The 16,727-nt window shown below is 65.7% G+C and carries 15 protein-coding genes; 7 read left to right on the top strand and 8 right to left on the bottom strand.

The annotated features are described in order from the left end of the window. Positions 1 to 7: 7 nt before the first annotated feature. The 5 genes from ACWCIA_RS07435 (at position 8) to ACWCIA_RS07415 (ending at position 3,616) form a co-directional block, all read left to right on the top strand. On the top strand, positions 8 to 1,417 hold the full coding sequence (locus tag ACWCIA_RS07435; RefSeq protein ID WP_454161954.1) for a multicopper oxidase family protein: 1,410 nt from the start codon (positions 8 to 10) through the stop codon (positions 1,415 to 1,417). 24 nt (positions 1,418 to 1,441) lie between these two features. After that, the gene (locus tag ACWCIA_RS07430) at positions 1,442 to 1,885 is read left to right on the top strand and encodes a DUF411 domain-containing protein (protein ID WP_454161953.1); all 444 of its coding nucleotides are present in this window, start codon (positions 1,442 to 1,444) and stop codon (positions 1,883 to 1,885) included. 27 nt (positions 1,886 to 1,912) lie between these two features. Further along, a complete protein-coding gene (locus ACWCIA_RS07425; protein ID WP_454161952.1) occupies positions 1,913 to 2,251 on the top strand; it encodes a copper-binding protein in 339 nt (112 codons plus the stop codon). Between the two features lie 65 nt (positions 2,252 to 2,316). Then, the gene (locus ACWCIA_RS07420) at positions 2,317 to 2,682 is read left to right on the top strand and encodes a copper resistance protein CopC (protein WP_454161951.1); all 366 of its coding nucleotides are present in this window, start codon (positions 2,317 to 2,319) and stop codon (positions 2,680 to 2,682) included. Between the two features lies 1 nt (position 2,683). Continuing rightward, positions 2,684 to 3,616 carry a CopD family protein gene (locus ACWCIA_RS07415; RefSeq protein WP_454161950.1) on the top strand — a complete coding sequence of 311 codons (933 nt, stop codon included), beginning with the start codon at positions 2,684 to 2,686 and terminating at the stop codon, positions 3,614 to 3,616. A 9-nt stretch (positions 3,617 to 3,625) separates the two neighbouring features. Here ACWCIA_RS07415 and ACWCIA_RS07410 read toward each other — a convergent pair whose 3' ends face one another. The 6 genes from ACWCIA_RS07410 to ACWCIA_RS07385 form a co-directional block, all read right to left on the bottom strand. Then, complete coding sequence (locus ACWCIA_RS07410) at positions 3,626 to 5,425, bottom strand: 2Fe-2S iron-sulfur cluster-binding protein (RefSeq protein WP_454161949.1); 1,800 nt, start codon at positions 5,423 to 5,425, stop codon at positions 3,626 to 3,628. Further along, the gene (locus tag ACWCIA_RS07405) at positions 5,422 to 6,117 is read right to left on the bottom strand and encodes a PepSY domain-containing protein (protein ID WP_454161948.1); all 696 of its coding nucleotides are present in this window, start codon (positions 6,115 to 6,117) and stop codon (positions 5,422 to 5,424) included. The genes ACWCIA_RS07410 and ACWCIA_RS07405 overlap by 4 nt, the downstream gene beginning before the upstream one ends. Positions 6,118 to 6,209: 92 nt before the next feature. Beyond that, positions 6,210 to 8,918, bottom strand: a complete 2,709-nt coding sequence (locus tag ACWCIA_RS07400) for a TonB-dependent receptor (protein ID WP_454161947.1) — start codon at positions 8,916 to 8,918, stop codon at positions 6,210 to 6,212. 404 nt (positions 8,919 to 9,322) lie between these two features. After that, a complete protein-coding gene (locus ACWCIA_RS07395; protein ID WP_454161946.1) occupies positions 9,323 to 9,748 on the bottom strand; it encodes a hypothetical protein in 426 nt (141 codons plus the stop codon). Positions 9,749 to 9,912: 164 nt separating this feature from the next. Continuing rightward, positions 9,913 to 10,833 (bottom strand): SPFH domain-containing protein, encoded by a 921-nt coding sequence (locus tag ACWCIA_RS07390; RefSeq protein WP_454161945.1) that lies wholly within the window; start codon positions 10,831 to 10,833, stop codon positions 9,913 to 9,915. A 39-nt stretch (positions 10,834 to 10,872) separates the two neighbouring features. Then, positions 10,873 to 11,295: an NfeD family protein gene (locus tag ACWCIA_RS07385; protein ID WP_454161944.1), complete on the bottom strand. Its 423-nt coding sequence runs from the start codon at positions 11,293 to 11,295 to the stop codon at positions 10,873 to 10,875. A 381-nt stretch (positions 11,296 to 11,676) separates the two neighbouring features. On the opposite strand from ACWCIA_RS07385, the gene pepA reads away from it, so the two are divergent. After that, the gene (gene pepA, locus ACWCIA_RS07380) at positions 11,677 to 12,561 is read left to right on the top strand and encodes a flocculation-associated PEP-CTERM protein PepA (protein WP_454161943.1); all 885 of its coding nucleotides are present in this window, start codon (positions 11,677 to 11,679) and stop codon (positions 12,559 to 12,561) included. Positions 12,562 to 12,715: 154 nt separating this feature from the next. On the opposite strand, the gene ppsA is transcribed toward pepA, so the two are convergent. After that, complete coding sequence (gene ppsA, locus ACWCIA_RS07375) at positions 12,716 to 15,151, bottom strand: phosphoenolpyruvate synthase (RefSeq protein WP_454161942.1); 2,436 nt, start codon at positions 15,149 to 15,151, stop codon at positions 12,716 to 12,718. A 188-nt stretch (positions 15,152 to 15,339) separates the two neighbouring features. Here ppsA and ppsR point away from each other — a divergent pair, with 188 nt between their 5' ends. After that, complete coding sequence (gene ppsR / locus ACWCIA_RS07370) at positions 15,340 to 16,191, top strand: posphoenolpyruvate synthetase regulatory kinase/phosphorylase PpsR (RefSeq protein ID WP_454161941.1); 852 nt, start codon at positions 15,340 to 15,342, stop codon at positions 16,189 to 16,191. A gap of 145 nt (positions 16,192 to 16,336) precedes the next feature. Here the strand turns inward: ppsR and ACWCIA_RS07365 are convergent, their stop codons facing one another. Next, complete coding sequence (locus ACWCIA_RS07365; protein ID WP_454161940.1) at positions 16,337 to 16,600, bottom strand: hypothetical protein; 264 nt, start codon at positions 16,598 to 16,600, stop codon at positions 16,337 to 16,339. Positions 16,601 to 16,727: the final 127 nt, after the last annotated feature.

The following is a 16,727-nucleotide window of genomic DNA, read 5'->3' as shown; positions in this document are numbered from 1 at the left end:
TCAGACCATGACTTCCCGTCGACATTTCTTCTCCGGCGCCGCAGCAATGGTCGGCGCCGGCCTGGTTTCGCGCGCAGGCGCGGCCACGCTGCCGGAAGCGCCGAGCATGGCCAGCGCGGCGACCCAGCCGCCCCTGGCGCCGCCCAACGGCCGTCCCTACAACCCGGTCGTCACCCTGAACGGCTGGTCGCTCCCGTGGCGCATGAACAATGGGGTCAAGGAGTTCCACCTGATCGCCGAGCCGGTCGTGCGCGAGATCGCACCTGGCATGAAGGCGAACCTGTGGGGCTACAATGGCCAGAGCCCGGGGCCGACCATCGAAGTGGTCGAAGGCGACCGCGTGCGCATCTTCGTCACCAACAAGCTGCCGGAACACACCAGTATCCACTGGCATGGCCAGCGCCTGCCCAACGGCATGGATGGCGTCACCGGCCTGAACCAGCCAGGCATTCAGCCTGGCAAGACCTTCGTGTACGAATTCGTCGCCCGCCGCCCGGGCACCTTCATGTACCACCCGCATGCCGACGAGATGGTGCAGATGGCGATGGGCATGATGGGCTTCTGGGTCACGCACCCGAAGAACCCGGCGCACCATGCGGTCGACCGCGACTTCGTGTTCCTGCTCAATGCGTATGACATCGAGCCGGGCAGCTACACGCCGCGCGTCAACGAAATGACCGATTTTAATATCTGGACGTTCAACAGCCGTGCCTTCCCCGGCATCGACTCGATGAACGTGCGCCAGGGCGACCGCGTACGCATCCGCGCCGGCAACCTGACCATGACGAACCACCCGATCCACCTGCACGGCCACGAGTTCGAGGTCACCGGCACCGACGGCGGCTGGACCCGGCCCGGCTCGCGCTGGCCGGAGGTCACGACCGACGTCGCGGTCGGCCAGATGCGCGCCATCGAATTCATCGCCGACGAGCCCGGGGACTGGGCTTTCCACTGCCACAAATCGCACCACACCATGAACGCCATGGGCCACACCGTGCCGAACATGATCGGCGTCGACCACCGTGGCGTGGCCGAGAAGATCGCCAAGCTGGTGCCGGACTACATGGTCATGGGAGAAAAAGGCGGTTCGATGGGCGACATGGAGATGCCGCTTCCCGAGAACACGCTGCCGATGATGACTGGACAAGGCCCGTTCGGCGGCGTCGAGATGGGCGGCATGTTCACCGTGCTGAAGGTGCGCAAGGACCAGAAGCCGGGCGACTACAAGGATCCGGGATGGTACAAGCATCCGGCCGGCACGGTGGCCTACGAGTGGAAAGGGGCGCCGCCGCCCGCCATGCGCCACGACCACGCCGGCGGCCAGTCGATGCCGGCCGCCGCGGACGCCAAGGGGCCAGCCAGGAAGGACATCGAAGTCAACGTCCGCAAGCCGACCGGCCACCAAGGCCATTACTGACAGCAACAGACAAGGAGAAGACGCATGATCCGAACGATCGTTTCCCGCACCGCGCTGGCTGCCAGCCTCTGCCTTCCAGCTGCCGCGATGGCGGCGGCCCCCGTCATCGACGTATTCAAGAGCGAATACTGCGGCTGCTGCGAGGCATGGGTCGAGCACCTGAAGAAGAACGGCTTCAAGACCCGCGTGAAAAACGTCGAGGACCCGTCCGATTACCGCGCGCGCGGCGGCATACCGGAAGCCCTTGGCTCCTGCCACACCGGCATGGTGAACGGCTACGCCATCGAAGGCCATGTGCCGGCGCGCGAGATCAAGCGCCTGCTGGCGGAAAAGCCGAAGGCGAAAGGCCTGGCGGTACCGGCCATGCCGCTCGGTTCCCCTGGCATGGAAGGACCCCGCAAGGACCCGTACGACGTGCTGCTGGTGCAAGCGGGCGGCCGCACCTCGGTATACAAGCACTACAACTGACCCGACCACCACACGAAAGGATTCGACATGAACGCAATTTCCAGACTCGCCATCGCCATCGCCATGACCGCCGCCACGGCCGGCGCCTCGGCCCAGGAACACCAGCACCACGGTGCGCACGCAACACACACGGCCGCTGCGCTGGCGGTCGTCGACGGCGAAGTGAAGAAAATCGACAAGGAAACCGGCAAGATCACGCTGCGCCACGGCGAGATCACCAACCTCAACATGGCGGCGATGACGATGGCGTTGCGGACCAGGGACGCCGCCATGCTCGACCAGGTCAAGGTCGGCGACAAGGTCAAGTTCTCGGCCGACCGCGTCAACGGCGCGATCACCGTCGTCCAGCTGCAGAAAGTCGAATAAAGGAAGGCGGGGCCGGGTCCGGATGCGCCAGGCGCGCCCGGACCCGGCCGCTCCGGGAGAAGCCCATGAACATCAAGCAGTTCCTTGCCGCCGCGGCCGTGGCGTCCGGCGTCGCAGCCGCCCCTCCGGTCCTGGCCCATACGAAGCTCGAATCGTCCTCGCCGCAGGCCGGCAGCGTGGCCAGTCCCGCTCCGGCCCAGGTGCGCCTGCAGTTCAGCGACCCGCTCGAACTGCCCTTCAGCAAAATCAAACTGGTCGACGACAAGGGAAGCGTGGTCGCGCCCATTAAGATGGCGATCGACACGGGCAACCACAAGGCGCTGGTCGCCACCGTCCCGCCCCTCCATGCCGGCGCCTGGCGCGTGCAGTGGAGCACCGTGACGCGCGACGGCCACAAGGTCAAGGGCGAATTCGGCTTCCGGGTCGAGTGACATGGAGTGGGACCTCGCCCTGGCCCAGCGCGCCGCAAGCTTCCTGTTCAACCTTGCAGCCGCGCTGCTGGTCGGTGCGAGCGCCGCCACCGCCTGGCTGCGGCGCGGCGCGTCCGACTGGGCGGTCGCGCAGGTGCCGCGCCTGCGCAAGGCGATGCTGGCCTGGGTGCTGGCCGCCATCGCACTACATGGCGCCATCCTCTGGCTGCAGGCCGCATTCCTGGCGGAAGTGCCCGTCGCCGAGGCGCGCGCGGCGGTGCACTCGGTCCTGACGGCCACCCACTATGGTGTCGCCTGGATGATCGGAACCAGCGCACTGGTCGCCGCCGCCATCTGCAGCGCCACCGATCCCGCGCCGCAGGCGGCGCCGGTCGTCCACTTCGTCCGCGCCGCGTCGCTGGGCGTGCTCCTCTACAGCCGCAGCATGGTCAGCCATGCCGGCGCGGCGGACGGCGCCGGCTGGGCCCTTGCCATCGACTGGGTGCACCTGGTCCTGGTCAGCGTCTGGCTCGGGGAGGTGCTCGTCGCCGGCCTGGTCACGCTGCCCCGGCCGCCGGGCCCGAAAGCGCGCGAACGGGCGGACCATGCCCGCTATGTCGAGGCCCTCTCGCGGTCGGCAACGCTGGCCCTGGCCGGGATCTTCGCCACCGGCGCGGCCAGCGCGTGGCGAACGCTCGGCAGCGTCGACAATGCGACCGGCAACCCCTATGCGACGGCCCTGCTGGTCAAGCTGGGACTGGTACTGGCGGCGGCCGCCCTTGGCGGCTTCAACCGCTTCGTCGTCATGCCTCCCCTGCTGTCCGCCCTGCGCAAGGGCCATGCACTGGACCGGGATGCGCGCCGCTTCGTGCTCGTCCTGCGGCTCGAGTCCGGCATCCTGGTCGCGGCGCTGGCCGCGGCCGCCTTCCTGAGTTCCACCCCGCCGCCGGCGTGACGCTCGCGGTCAGATCTTGAAGTCGTCGTAGGCTACCTGCGCGTCGTCCACGCCGAGGGAGCGTAGCATGGCGCGCGTCGCGGCCAGCATCGCCGGCGGGCCGCACACGTAGAACTCCAGCGACTTGAGGTCGGGGTGCGCGCACAGCAGGCCGTCGAGCGCCGCTTCGTGCACGAACCCGTTCGTCATGCCCGCTTGCGCCGGCTCCTCCGAGAGGACGAGATGCCACCGGAAGTTCGGGTGGTGCGCCGCGAAGGCCTGCATCTCGCCGACATACGGCGCGTCGCGCCTGCTGCGCGCGCCATACCAGAAATGCAGCCGCTCGCGGGCCCCGCCTGCGAGCAGCGCGTGGATCATCGCACGCAGCGGCGCCATGCCGGCCCCGCCGCCGATGAACACCTTTTCCCGGCCGCCCGGCTTCAGCGCGAAGTCGCCGAAGGGTCCGCTGAAGCGCACTTCGTCGCCGGCCTTGAGCATGTACATGTAGCCCGATCCCCTGCCCGGCCGCGCACCGGGCACGAAACGCACGAGGAAGGTCAGCTGGCCTCCGGCCTGCTCGACCGGCACCGAGAGGGAATACGAGCGCCGTACCGGCTGGTCGCTGCCCATGGCGGCGGGACGGCCGGCCTCCTGCCAGTCCCGGGCGTGCTCGTCGGGGATGTCGAGGCGGCTGCCGTCGCAGGTGTACACCGGCACGTGCAGCTGGACGTAGGCTCCCGGACGGCAGGCCAGCGCCTGCTGCGGCCGGATCGTGATCTCGCGCAGGAACGGCGTCACCGCCTTGACGCCGGTGACGACGCCGAGGCGTTCCGCCAGCGCGCCGGCTTCGCCCGCGTCGATCTCGAGGCCGTCTCCCGCCGGCAAATTGCATGCGAGCCGGAAGCCGGCGTCGAGTTTTTGCGGGGACAGCAGGGCGCGGTCGGCAGCGGTGGGCGAAGGAACCTTGCCCGCGCAGCGCACCGCGCACAGTCCGCAGCTTTGTCCGCCGCCGCAGTTCGAGGGCAGCTGCAAGCCTGCGCGGCCGAGCGCACCGAACACGGTCTCGCCACGCGCGGCGTCGACCGCCCGCAGCCGGACGCCGTCAGCGCCGACCAGGTGGACGACGCCGCGACGGCGCCAGCGCGCGGGGACGAATTCCGCCAGCCGGATGCTGGCGAACAGCAGCCAGACCCCGGTCAGGGCCATCCACAGCCCGCCGATGGCGCTCGAGACCAGCAGCGGATTGTTGAAGTCGGTCCGTTCGCTGTAGTCCATGATGTGCAGCATCCAGAACAGGTCGAACAGGCGCCAGGTGCTGTTGCGGTGCTCGAGTACCGCGCCGGAAACGCTCGACACATACACCGAGGTCTCGGCCGCGTCGTCGAAATCCACCCGCCAGACCGGTTCCTTGTGTTCGCGCGCTTCCAGCGACCAGGCGAGCAGGCGCGGCGCGGCTGCCTGGCCGCTCCCGGAATACGAGGCGCGGGCGATCCGCGCGGCCAGGCCGGCGTCGACGCGCACGGGCTTGCCGTCGAGCGCGCCGACCAGCCAGCTGCGCTTGTCGTTTTGCAGGCGGTACACCGGCCGGTCCAGCAGCCAGCCGGAATCGAGCGCCATGACGGCCTCCGCGCTGGCGGCCAGGACGGCGTCCGCGTCGAGCGCACCGCGCGGCCAGGCGGGCACCGGCGGCGGCTTGACCCGGAATTCGGCCCCGCCCACCTTGTCGGTGTCGAGCACGCTCATCATGACGCCGCTCGACATCCACAGCAGGAACTGGACCGCGAGGACCAGCCCCACCCATTTGTGCAGGCGCCGCATCCAGTGGCTCATGCAGCCCTCCTGCGCTGGAAGCTGTAGAACAGGAGCCAGGCGCCGCTCAGGGCGAACAGCAGGCCGGTGATCGATGCCGCGCGCAGCAGGGTATTGTTCACGTTCGCACGCTCCTCATAATCCATGATGTGGAACATCCAGAGGAAATCGAACCACCTCCAGAGTTCGTGGCGGCGCGCCACCAGGTCCCCCGTCTGGGGCGAAAAATACAGGGTCGTCCTGCCCGGCTCGTCGTAGTGGACGGCCCACAGCGGCACCGGCCGGGCGCCGACTTCCTGCGGCGCCTTCGTCACCCACTCGACGCCGCGGATGCCGCCTTCGCCGACATAGGCGGCATCGGCCAGCGCCACGATCTCTTCCCGCCCGAGCGGGCTGATCCTGACGCCGTCGGCCGCGTTCACCAGGCTGGCCTGCTTGCCCTGCCGGATCTCGTACACTTCTTTCCCGAGCAGGTTTTTCAGGCGGATGGAGGTGATGCCGGGATAGGCTTCGTGCAGCCTGGCCTGGGGCAGCCGGCCGGCGGCGGGGTCGAGGCGCACGGTCGGTACATGCGCCAGGTGGTCGCCGTGGACGACCTCCAGCGGCACGACTACCATGTAGAGGCCGCTGATCATCCAGAACAGTGCCTGCACGCCGATGACCAGGCCGATCCATTTGTGGGCGCGCCGCACCCAGAAAGCTGTTCGCATCATGATCGAAGAAAAGTTGAGTTAGCCGGCGCGGCCGGCCCGGCAGTATATCCGGAGCTACACTGCGGCGGGCCGGCTGCGCAAGGGAGCTGCGCTCAGAACCTGTAGCCCAGGCGTACGTGCCAGCGGCGGCCCAGCAGGTCGTAGGTCATCGTGTCCGTGTTGCCGTCGGTCCAGCTCTGGATGTAGGGAGGACGCTTGTCGAACAGGTTGTCGATGCCGAAGGAAATCGCCACCGCCTTGCTCAGCGCATACTTCACGCTGGCGTTGTGGTAAGCGACGCTGGGCGCGCGCGATCCGATGTCTCCCGGCGCGGCGTTGATGTCGTCGGCATGTCCGATGTATTGGATCGTGTACGCGCCCGACCACGGGCCGGCAACCGTGGCCAGCGAGACGTTCGAGCGCCACTGCGCATAGCTGCCGCGGCCCCCGGTGATCCGGCCGGCGTACTCGATGGTCTCGCCGCCCGGGAAGGGGGTCACGTCGAAACGGTGCAGCCGCGACACGTCCGCCGTGAACGACGAGCTCCACCCGAAGAGACTGAAGTCGACCATCGCGCCGACGTCGAGGCCGGAGACGCGCTGCTGGGCCGCGTTTTCCGGCTGGGACGACAAGAAATTGATTTCACCCGTCTGCGGATCGCGGGTGAAGCTCGACGGTCCGCAGAAGATGTGCGCCAGGCCCGGCGAGTTGTAGCACACCGACAGCTTGGTCGAACCCGGCACGGTTTCGATCGCGTTGTCGATCTCGATGTCGAAGTAGTCGACCGTGAAGGTCAGCGACTTCGACGGGGTCCAGACAGCACCGACGGTGAAAGTGTCGGCCTCTTCCGGCCCGAGGTTCCGGTTACCCCCGCCCGTCGTCAGGATCGACGGACCGAACTGCCTGAAGCCTGGGCGCAGGCCCGATGCCTGGCAGTTCTTGTAGAGCGTCGAATTCGGATCGAGCGTGTTCCAGTTATTGCAGGGATCGGTGGTGGTCAGGTTGCCTTCGGATACCCCGCCGAAGAGTTCCGGCACGTTCGGCACGCGGAACGCGGTCGACCTGTTGGCGCGCATCTTCAGCGTCTTCATCACCTGCCAGTCGAGCCCCAGCTTGTAGGTGGTCTGCGAGCCGAACAGGTTGTAATCCGAGTAGCGCGCAGCGGCGTTCAGGTTCAGCGCCTCCACGAACGGCAACCTGGCCAGCAGCGGCACCGCGAGTTCCGCGAACACCTCGCGCGCACTGTACTCGCCGGCGATCGGGTCCTGGGCGGTGGTGTTGGCCGCACCGGAGACGACCAGGCTGTCCGGGTCGCGCCAGCCCTTCTCGCGGCGGTATTCGAAGCCCGAGGCAAAGCCGACCGCGCCTGCCGGCAGCGACCACAGCTCGCCGCTGATGCTGGCGTTGAAGCTCTTCTGGTCGTTGCCGCCGTGGTCGCGTGTCGTGAAGTGGATGTAGTCGAGCGCTGCCTGGCTGAGGTTGCCGTAGCCGAGGTAGTTGCCGCAGGGCGCGGCCGATGCGCTCCTGCCGCAGGTGGCGGCGTTCAGGGTGGCATCGACGCGATCGAGGTTGATGATGTTGGTCATGCCGTCGACGCCAGTATTGCGGCCCCAGTTGACCGACGCCGACCAATCCCAGGTGCCTGCGAGCGCCCCCTTGAGGCCGGCGACGACGCGGAAGGTATTCGTCTCCTGGAAGAAGTTGCGTGCTCCGGCCTCGGCAACCCGGCGCCGCTCCAGGATCAGGTCCTGTCCGGTGGGGTTGGTCGGGTGGTTCGCGGCGATACTGATGGGCCGGTAGACGCCGATCGCGCCCGGAGTGGCGAGCTGTTCGGACTGCCGGTTCGTGAACATCAGCTCGCTGAATGCGTCGAGCGAGTCGGACAGGCGCATGTTGCCGAAGGCGCTGACACCGATGCGCTTGATCGGGTTCACCGCGTTGAGCGAGGGGTTGCTGTTGTAGGCGTGCCTGGCGGCGCTGTAAGGTTCGAAGCCGCGCGGATTTCCGTTCGGATCCTGGTTGAAATTGATGCGGCGTCCATCGGCCAGGCGCGCGCGCCCGCCAATGGTGGAGGAACTGCCCGAGCAGACCAGTTCCCCATCCTCTTCGAAGAGCGCACAGGGCGCACGGCTGGCCAGGTTGACCGCACCGCTCTCGGAATAGTTGAGCGAGGCCATGAGGCTGCCGCGCTCGCTGCGCGTTCCCCAGACAATGTCGGCGGATTTCTCGTCGCCGTCGCCGCGCTCGGTCCTGCCATAGCGCACCGAGGCTTCGACGCCGTCGATCGCCTTCTTGGTGATGATGTTGACGACACCAGCGACGGCATCGGCGCCGTAGATCGCGGATGCCCCATCCTTCAGCACCTCGATGCGTTCGATCATGGCGACCGGAATCATGTTCAGGTCGACCGAGCTGTTGGCGCCGGTGCCGCCGGACACCACACGGCGGCCGTTGAGGAGCACCAGGGTACGGTCGATGCCCAGTCCGCGCAGGTTGACCTGGGTCGTGCCGTAGCCGTTGCTGGTCCAGTAGGCGCTGCTCTGGTTGCCCGCGGTACCGGCGGACGACGGCAGGCGCTGCAGCAGCGTTTCGACCGAGATCGCCCCGGAACGGCTGATCGTTTCCGCATCGATCACCGTCACCGGCCCGACGCCCGACACCTGCTCCTGGCGAAGATTGATGCGGCTGCCGGTGACCTGGACACGCGCCACGCCGGGAGTCGCGGCGTCGCCGGAGCCGGTCGCCTGCTGTGCCCAGGCGCCCTGGTACAGCAGCACCAGTGCGAGCGCGCTGACGGTTGTTGGTATGTGCTTGTGAACCATCTACCCTCCAGATTTATTGTTGTAAAAGAGCTGGAACCACCCGCTCCATGCAGGACGCCGGCAGCGTAACGCGATCTCGGCAGCCATGTTGTCTAGACAGATTGCGTTGTACTACTGTAGTTCCCTTTTTTATTTTATGCAATAAAGATCAATTATTTTTCGAAACCGCAGAATAAACTTTGGAGGCGTGCGAAATCGCCGACACTTGTTTGGAATCGGTCCTTGGAGACATTATGTGACCGGCTTGCGCCGCCTGCGCCGCATTCATTGACGCGGCCCTGCCCGTCTCCGCCGCAGGACGCGTCGCGCAGCCGCGCCGTGGCGATGGCGCGGGGGAGCGCACAGCCCGTCAAGCCAGCATGGGGCGGCAACTCAGGTGCGGCGAATCGAGGGCGGGCGCCAGATCAGGCGCGACGTGGGGGGCGTTCGATGCGGGAAGGAATGTGCCCCGAGAAGGGCGAAGGGGGACGCGGCTGGATGCCGTTTGCGGCTTCCTCGACGGCAGTCGCCGCGAGGCCGGGTGGCGGCGCGTAGGCCCCGATGGAACAGCCGCCGCAGGTTCCGCAGCCGGCGCGGTGACCGGCGCCGTCGTCGCCGCAAGCGCCATCGGGACCGGCACCCGGCCCAGGCGCGCCGGGGTGCTGGTGCCCGGCACCAGGCAGGCCGATGTCGGCCTCCGTTGCGGCAACCCGCGCTGCCGGCTGGACGTCCGTCGCTGCCGGCGCATCGTGCGCCATCCCGCAGGCGATCCTCACCACGCCTGCAATGCCTTGCACGGGCAGCGAGACGATCAGCAGGCACAGGACGTAGAGACGTAAGCGATGGCGCATGTGGGCAATGTAGCACGTTCCGCAGGCAGAAACAGCAAGGAGTGGACGGAAAATGATCCGCCCGGCAATCTGTCCGGGCCGGCGCGATGCCATCCACTCGCCTGCGCGACCCTACGTTGCGCAGGTTCGGCTCAGGCTCGGCTCAGTGACAAATCAGGTGCGGCTCATTTTTGTGTTTTAACGATCTGCATCGCACTGGCGATCAAGCCGCTCATCTCGCCCAGGTTGGCCGGCACGATGATCGAGTTATTCGTCTTGGCCAGCTTGCCGAAGGCGTCGACGTAGTGCTCGGCCACGCGCAGGTTCATGGCCTCGTCGCCGCCCGGCTCGCGGATCGCGGCGCCGACCTGGCGCAGCGCGGAGGCGCTCGCTTCCGCGAGGGCGACGATGGCGCTGGCCTCGCCCTGGGCGCGGTTGATCGCCGCCTGGCGCTCGCCCTCGGAGCGGGCAATCGCCGCTTCGCGTTCGCCGCTGGCGATGTTGATCTGTTCCTGGCGGCGGCCTTCAGACGCGGCGATCAAGGCGCGTTTTTCGCGCTCGGCCGTGATCTGGCGCTGCATCGAGTGCAGGATCTCGGCCGGCGGGGTCAGGTCCTTGATCTCGTAGCGCAGCACCTTGACGCCCCAGTTGGCGGCCGACTCGTCGATCGCGTTGACGATGGTGGTGTTGATGTGGTCGCGCTCCTCGAAGGTCTTGTCGAGCTCCATCTTGCCGATCACCGAGCGCAGCGTGGTCTGCGCCAGCTGGGTGATGGCCTGGATGTAGTTCGACGCGCCGTAGGAGGCGCGCATGGCGTCGGTCACCTGGAAGTAGAGGATGCCGTCCACCTGCAGCTGGGTGTTGTCCTTGGTGATGCAGACCTGGGGCGGCACGTCGAGCGGGATTTCTTTCAGCACGTGCTTGTAGGCGATGCGGTCGATGAAGGGAATCACGATGTTCAAGCCCGGCGCCAGCGTCGCGTGGTACTTGCCGAGGCGCTCGACCACCCAGGCGTGCTGCTGGGGCACGACGTTGATCGTCTTGAAGACGAAGACGATCGCGATGACGAAAATCACCAGCGCCACGATTTCGAACGAAAATTCCATGAGCATCCCTTATAGATGAGTTAGCGGTATCTGTTTGTCTTATGAATTCGCCACGATCAGGCGGTTGCCCTTGACTTCGACAATGCGGAAGTCGCCGGCCTCGGGCAATGCGCCGCCGCCCAGTTCCACGTCCCACAGGGCGCCGCGGTACATCACGCGCGCGCGGCCCTCGTTCCAGGCATGGACGGTGACGCGCCCGCCGATATCGAGGTTGACGTTCTGGTCGCGCGTGGCGTCCAGTTTCGCCGGGCGGCCGAAACGGCTGCGGTGCAGGACGCCGGTGGCGGCCAGGCCGGTGGCCGCGGCGACCAGGGTTTGCAGCGGGCCGGACAGGCCGAACAGCGCCGCGATGCCGCCGCAGGCCAGGCCGATGGCGATCATCAGCAGGTAAAAGGTTCCCGTGAACAACTCGGCCACGACCAATATGCCGGCGCCCACCATCCAGTTCATCCAGTCAGACATCCCGTTCTCCTCTCGCCCGTTCAAAAAGATAAAAACCCCCGTTACCAGCAAAGGCGACGAGGGTTTGATATGAAGTTGCCGTGTTTTTGATGGTATTTGTTTTTGTCAGCCATTCAATATGTCCAGTGTAGCGTGTTCCGTTATGGAGTCAACCTATTTGTTGCCTCAATGCTACTTGTTGCCTCAATGCCTTTAATTCCAATAGGCACATATTTTTGAAAAAAGCAAGTCGAAATTTTTTACAATCCGGTCCGGCTCTCCCAGCCTTCGTTGCGTAAGTCTCTGTTTTTTCTGATTTAAATCAAATTGGCACGGTGTTTGCGTGTACTTGGGTGCACTTGTTACTTGTTTATCGTTCCACTCACCCAGAGGACCATAATCATGAAACTGTTGAAAAAACTGGCTTGCACTACCGCTGTCGCCATGTCCTTCGCTGGTGCCGCCAACGCGGCCACCATCCTGACCGACTGGCGCTTCAACCCGAACGGCGGCGGGTTCGATAACGCCCAGGTCATCGGCGAATACCTCGACGTGAACGGCAACTCGTTCATCCAGCTGACGCCGTCCGGCACGAACAGCTTCACCTTCGTCGAGCACGCGGTGTTCAATATCCTGCAGGCCGACAGCAATGGCCAGCAATTCAACGACCGTTTCGAAGGCGGCAACATCACGGCGATGTTCGAAGGCTTCGGTAACGGCACCTTCGGCACCGGCTCGGCCAACGGTTCGTTCACCTTCAGCGGCGGCACCATCCGCATCTTCCAGAACCCGACCGACGGCGAATACGGCAGCACCGAAGGCATCTACGGCGCCAACCTGGGCACCGAGATCGCCATGTTCGACGTCCTCGCCGGCGGCGGCGGCGAAGTCGATGCGAGCGGCAGCCCGATCGCCAACGGCCAGGTGAGCGTGTTCGCCCGCGCCACCAGCATGGAACCAGGCTACTTCTTCCGCAGCAACGGCCAGGACCTGTCGCTGGAATCAATCCTCGCGTTCGCGTTCACCAACGCCAACCCGATCGCCAACCCGAACAGCGAAGCTACGCCTAACCTGGTGTCGGAAGTGGCCTGCCAGTACGCCGGCTTCACCGGCGCCGGCTGCGACGGCACCGCCTACGCCAACGCGCCTGGCCAGTACTTCTTCGTGTCGAACAACGGCCAGTTCAAGCTGGCCGAAGTGCCGGAGCCAGGCTCGCTGGCCCTGTTCGGCATCGCAATGCTGGGCGCCGGCTTCGCCAGCCGCAAGCGCGCTGCAAAGAAGGCTTGACCATCGCCTGACCTAACAATACGGGGGCATGTCCTGATGCCAGTCAGCTTAGGCTGACTGGCATTTTTCATTGGGGCCGCCGCCCTGGCGCGGACGTAAAAAAACCGCGCCCCGGTAAGGAGCGCGGTTCGCCGGGGGCCTCAGGCCGCCCTGCTTACATCTTCGCCAGCTTCTGCCAGGTATCGATCACCGAGTCCGGGTTCAGCGACATCGACTCGATGCCCTGCTCCACCAGCCACTGGGCGAAGTCGGGATTGTCCGACGGCCCCTGGCCGCAGATGCCGATGTACTTGCCCTGCGCGCGGCAGGCCTTGATCGCCAGCGAGAGCATGGCTTTCACGGCCGGGTCGCGCTCGTCGAAGTCCTTGGCCAGCAGCTCCATGCCGGAGTCGCGGTCCAGGCCCAGGGTCAGCTGGGTCAGGTCGTTCGAGCCGATCGAGAAGCCGTCGAAGTACTGCAGGAACTGCTCGGCCAGGATGGCGTTGGACGGCACTTCGCACATCATGATGACGCGCAGGCCGTTCTCGCCGCGTTTGAGGCCGTACTTGGCCAGCAGCTCGATGACCTTCTCGGCCTGGCCCAGGGTGCGCACGAACGGGATCATCAGCTCGACGTTGGTCAGGCCCATCTCTTCGCGCACGCGCTTCATGGCCAGGCATTCCATCTCGAAGGACTCGGCGAAGTCCTCGGCCAGGTAGCGCGCGGCGCCGCGGAAGCCCAGCATCGGGTTTTCCTCGTCCGGCTCGTAGCGCGAACCGCCGATCAGCTTCTTGTACTCGTTCGACTTGAAGTCGGACAGGCGCACGATGACCGGCTTCGGCCAGAAGGCGGCGGCGATGGTCGCCACGCCTTCGGCCAGCTTGTCGACGTAGAAGGCTTTAGGGGAAGCATGGCCGCGGGCGACCGACTCCACCGCCTTTTTCAGGTCGGCGTCGATGTTCGGGTACTCGAGGATGGCCTTCGGGTGCACGCCGATGTTGTTGTTGATGATGAACTCGAGGCGGGCCAGGCCCACGCCGCCGTTCGGCACCGACTGGAAGTCGAAGGCCAGCTGCGGGTTGCCGACGTTGAGCATGATCTTGGTCGGGATCGGCGGCAGCTCGCCGCGCGACACTTCCGTCACTTCCGTTTCCAGCAGGCCGTCGTAGATCTTGCCTTCGTCGCCTTCGGCGCAGGAGACGGTGACAAAGGTGCCGTCCTTCAGGATCTCGGTCGCGTCGCCGCAGCCGACGACCGCCGGCACGCCCAGTTCACGGGCGATGATCGCCGCGTGGCAGGTACGGCCGCCGCGGTTGGTGACGATGGCCGAAGCGCGCTTCATGACCGGCTCCCAGTTCGGGTCGGTCATGTCGGCGACCAGCACGTCGCCCGGCTGCACGCGTTCCATCTCCGACGGGTCGGTGATCACGCGCACGGGGCCGGCGCCGATCTTCTGGCCGATCGCGCGGCCGCTGGTCAATATGGTGCCGGTGCCCTTCAGGCTGAAGCGCTGCTGGGCGTCGGTCGCCTTCTGCTGCGATTTGACGGTTTCCGGACGCGCCTGCAGGATGAAGAGCTTACCGTCGCGGCCGTCCTTGCCCCATTCGATGTCCATCGGGCGGCCGTAGTGGTTCTCGATGATGACGGCGTACTTCGCCAGTTCCACCACCTCTTCGTCGGTCAGCGAGTAGCGGTTGCGCATTTCGATCGGCACGTCGACGGTCTTCACCGAACGGCCAGCCTTGGCTTCGTTGGTGAACTCCATCTTGATCAGCTTGGAGCCGATGTTGCGGCGGATGACGGGCGACTTGCCCTGCTGGAGCATCGGCTTGTGGACGTAGAACTCGTCCGGATTCACCGCGCCCTGCACCACGGTCTCGCCCAGGCCGTAGCTGGAGGTGATGAAGACCACGTCCTTGAAGCCCGATTCGGTGTCGATGGTGAACATGACGCCGGCCGCGCCGACGTCGGAGCGCACCATGCGCTGCACGCCGGCCGACAGCGCGACCTCGGCGTGGGTGAAGCCTTTATGGACGCGGTAGGAGATTGCGCGGTCGTTGTAGAGCGAGGCGAAGACATGCTTCATCGCCTCCAGGATGTTGTCGATGCCGACCACGTTCAGGAAGGTCTCCTGCTGGCCCGCGAAGGAGGCGTCCGGCAGGTCTTCGGCGGTGGCCGAGGAACGCACGGCGAAGGACATCTCGGCGGTCGAGTCGGCGACCAGGCGCTCGTAGTAGCCGCGGATTTCCTGTTCCAGGCGCGGCTGGAACGGGGTGTCGATGATCCACTGGCGGATCTCGGCGCCGGCGGCGGCGAGCGAGCGCACGTCGTCGATGTCGAGGCCTTCCAGGCGCGTGGCGATACGCTCGGCCAGCGGGGCGCCCCCATCGATCGAATGCTCGAGGAAGTCGCGGAAGGCCTGGGCCGTGGTGGCGAAGCCGGTCGGCACGCGCACACCGGCTTCGGCGAGCTGGCTGATCATTTCGCCGAGCGAGGCGTTCTTGCCGCCGACCGATTCGACATCGGTCATGCGCAGGTTTTCGAACGGAGCAACGTATACTGCCGCGCCTTGTTCGGGATCCGTCAGTACTGCATGGGACAGGTTAGTCATGGTAAAGCACCTTACTTTGAGATAGAAACCTGATGGAGCACTGTTGGCTGCGTGCGGGCCGCTATTCTTGTTATTCTGGGGGCCGTGCAGCACAATGCAAAAATCCGTTGCCGAGCATTCTACCCCGCGAATCCCGGATTCACAGCGCACAACACTGCAAACTTGACAGCAATAGTTAAAAAAATATCATGACGCCTGATGCCCGCACCCCGCTTCCCCCGCCCACGCGCACCGTGTTTTTCGTGTCGGACGGCACCGGCATCACCGCCGAAGCCTTCGGCCATGCGGTGCTCTCGCAGTTCGAGATGCGCTTCCGCCAGATCCGCATTCCCTTCATCGACACGCTCGACAAGGCGCGCGACGCGGCGCGGCGCATCAACGAGGTCTACAACGCGGACAACAAGCAGCGCCCGATCGTGTTCTCGACCCTGGTCAAGCACGACCTGTCGGGCGTGATCCGCGCGGCCAACGGCATGCACATGGATTTGTTCCAGACCTTCGTCGCGCCGCTCGAGATGGAGCTGGGCGTCAAGTCGACCCACACCATCGGCCGCACCCACAACATCGTCGACTCCGAGGAATACAAGAGCCGCATCGAGGCGATCAACTTCTCGCTGGCCCACGACGACGGCCAGTCGCATAAGAACCTGGCCGAGGCCGACGTGATCCTGGTGGGCGTCTCGCGCTCCGGGAAAACCCCGACCAGCCTGTATCTCGCCATGCAGTACGGGATCAAGGCGGCCAACTACCCGCTCATCCCCGACGACTTCGAGCGCGGCAAGCTGCCCTCTTCGCTGCCGCCCTTCAGGCACAAGCTGTTCGGCCTGACGATCACGCCCGAGCGCCTGGCCCAGATCCGCGAGGAACGCCGCGCCGGCAGCAAGTATGCGTCGATCGAGAACTGCCGCTACGAGGTGAACGAGGCCGAGATGATGATGAAGCGCGAGGGGATACGCTGGCTGTCCTCGACCACCAAGTCGATCGAGGAGATCTCGACCACGATCCTGCAGGAGATCAAGCCGGACCGGCGGGAGTATTGACTGCCGTTTGGCTTAGTCCGGACGGTACGGCCGCGCAAAGGTTCCTGACGCGTGGAGTCAGGACTCCACCCTACGCATCGCGCCAGATGTAGGGTGGAGTCCCGACTCCACGCGTTCGACGCTTGCGGAACCCCGGCTCAAAAAATCACCCGCCCATCCCCTTCTTCAACAACTCCGCCACCACTTCGTTCAAATCGCGCCCCTCGCTGGCGGCACGCCCCTGCAACTCCTTCACCAGCTCCCCATTGAGCTTGATCGCAAACGGCACCAGCCCCGCCGCCCGGTCGCGTTCGCGCTGCTCGCGCTTGTCGATTGCCGGCGCTGCCGCGACGCCGAAGGCGGCGACCTTCGCGCCCATCTGGTTCATGATCTTCTTGGCGTCGGCCTTGGCCAGGTCGGTTTTTTTCATCGTATACTTTCGTTTGTCTTCAATCGCCCATTCTAGCCATGCCGCGCGGATCGGCGGCGCAAGCCTGGCATGAATTGATTTCGCCCCTGCCTGAGTTTTCCTCGTTTGCCCGCGCCGCCGGCCTCCC

The organism is Massilia sp. SYSU DXS3249 (assembly GCF_053668055.1).
The sequence above is the reverse complement of the archived record's forward strand: the minus strand, read 5'-3'. Positions and strand labels throughout refer to the sequence as shown.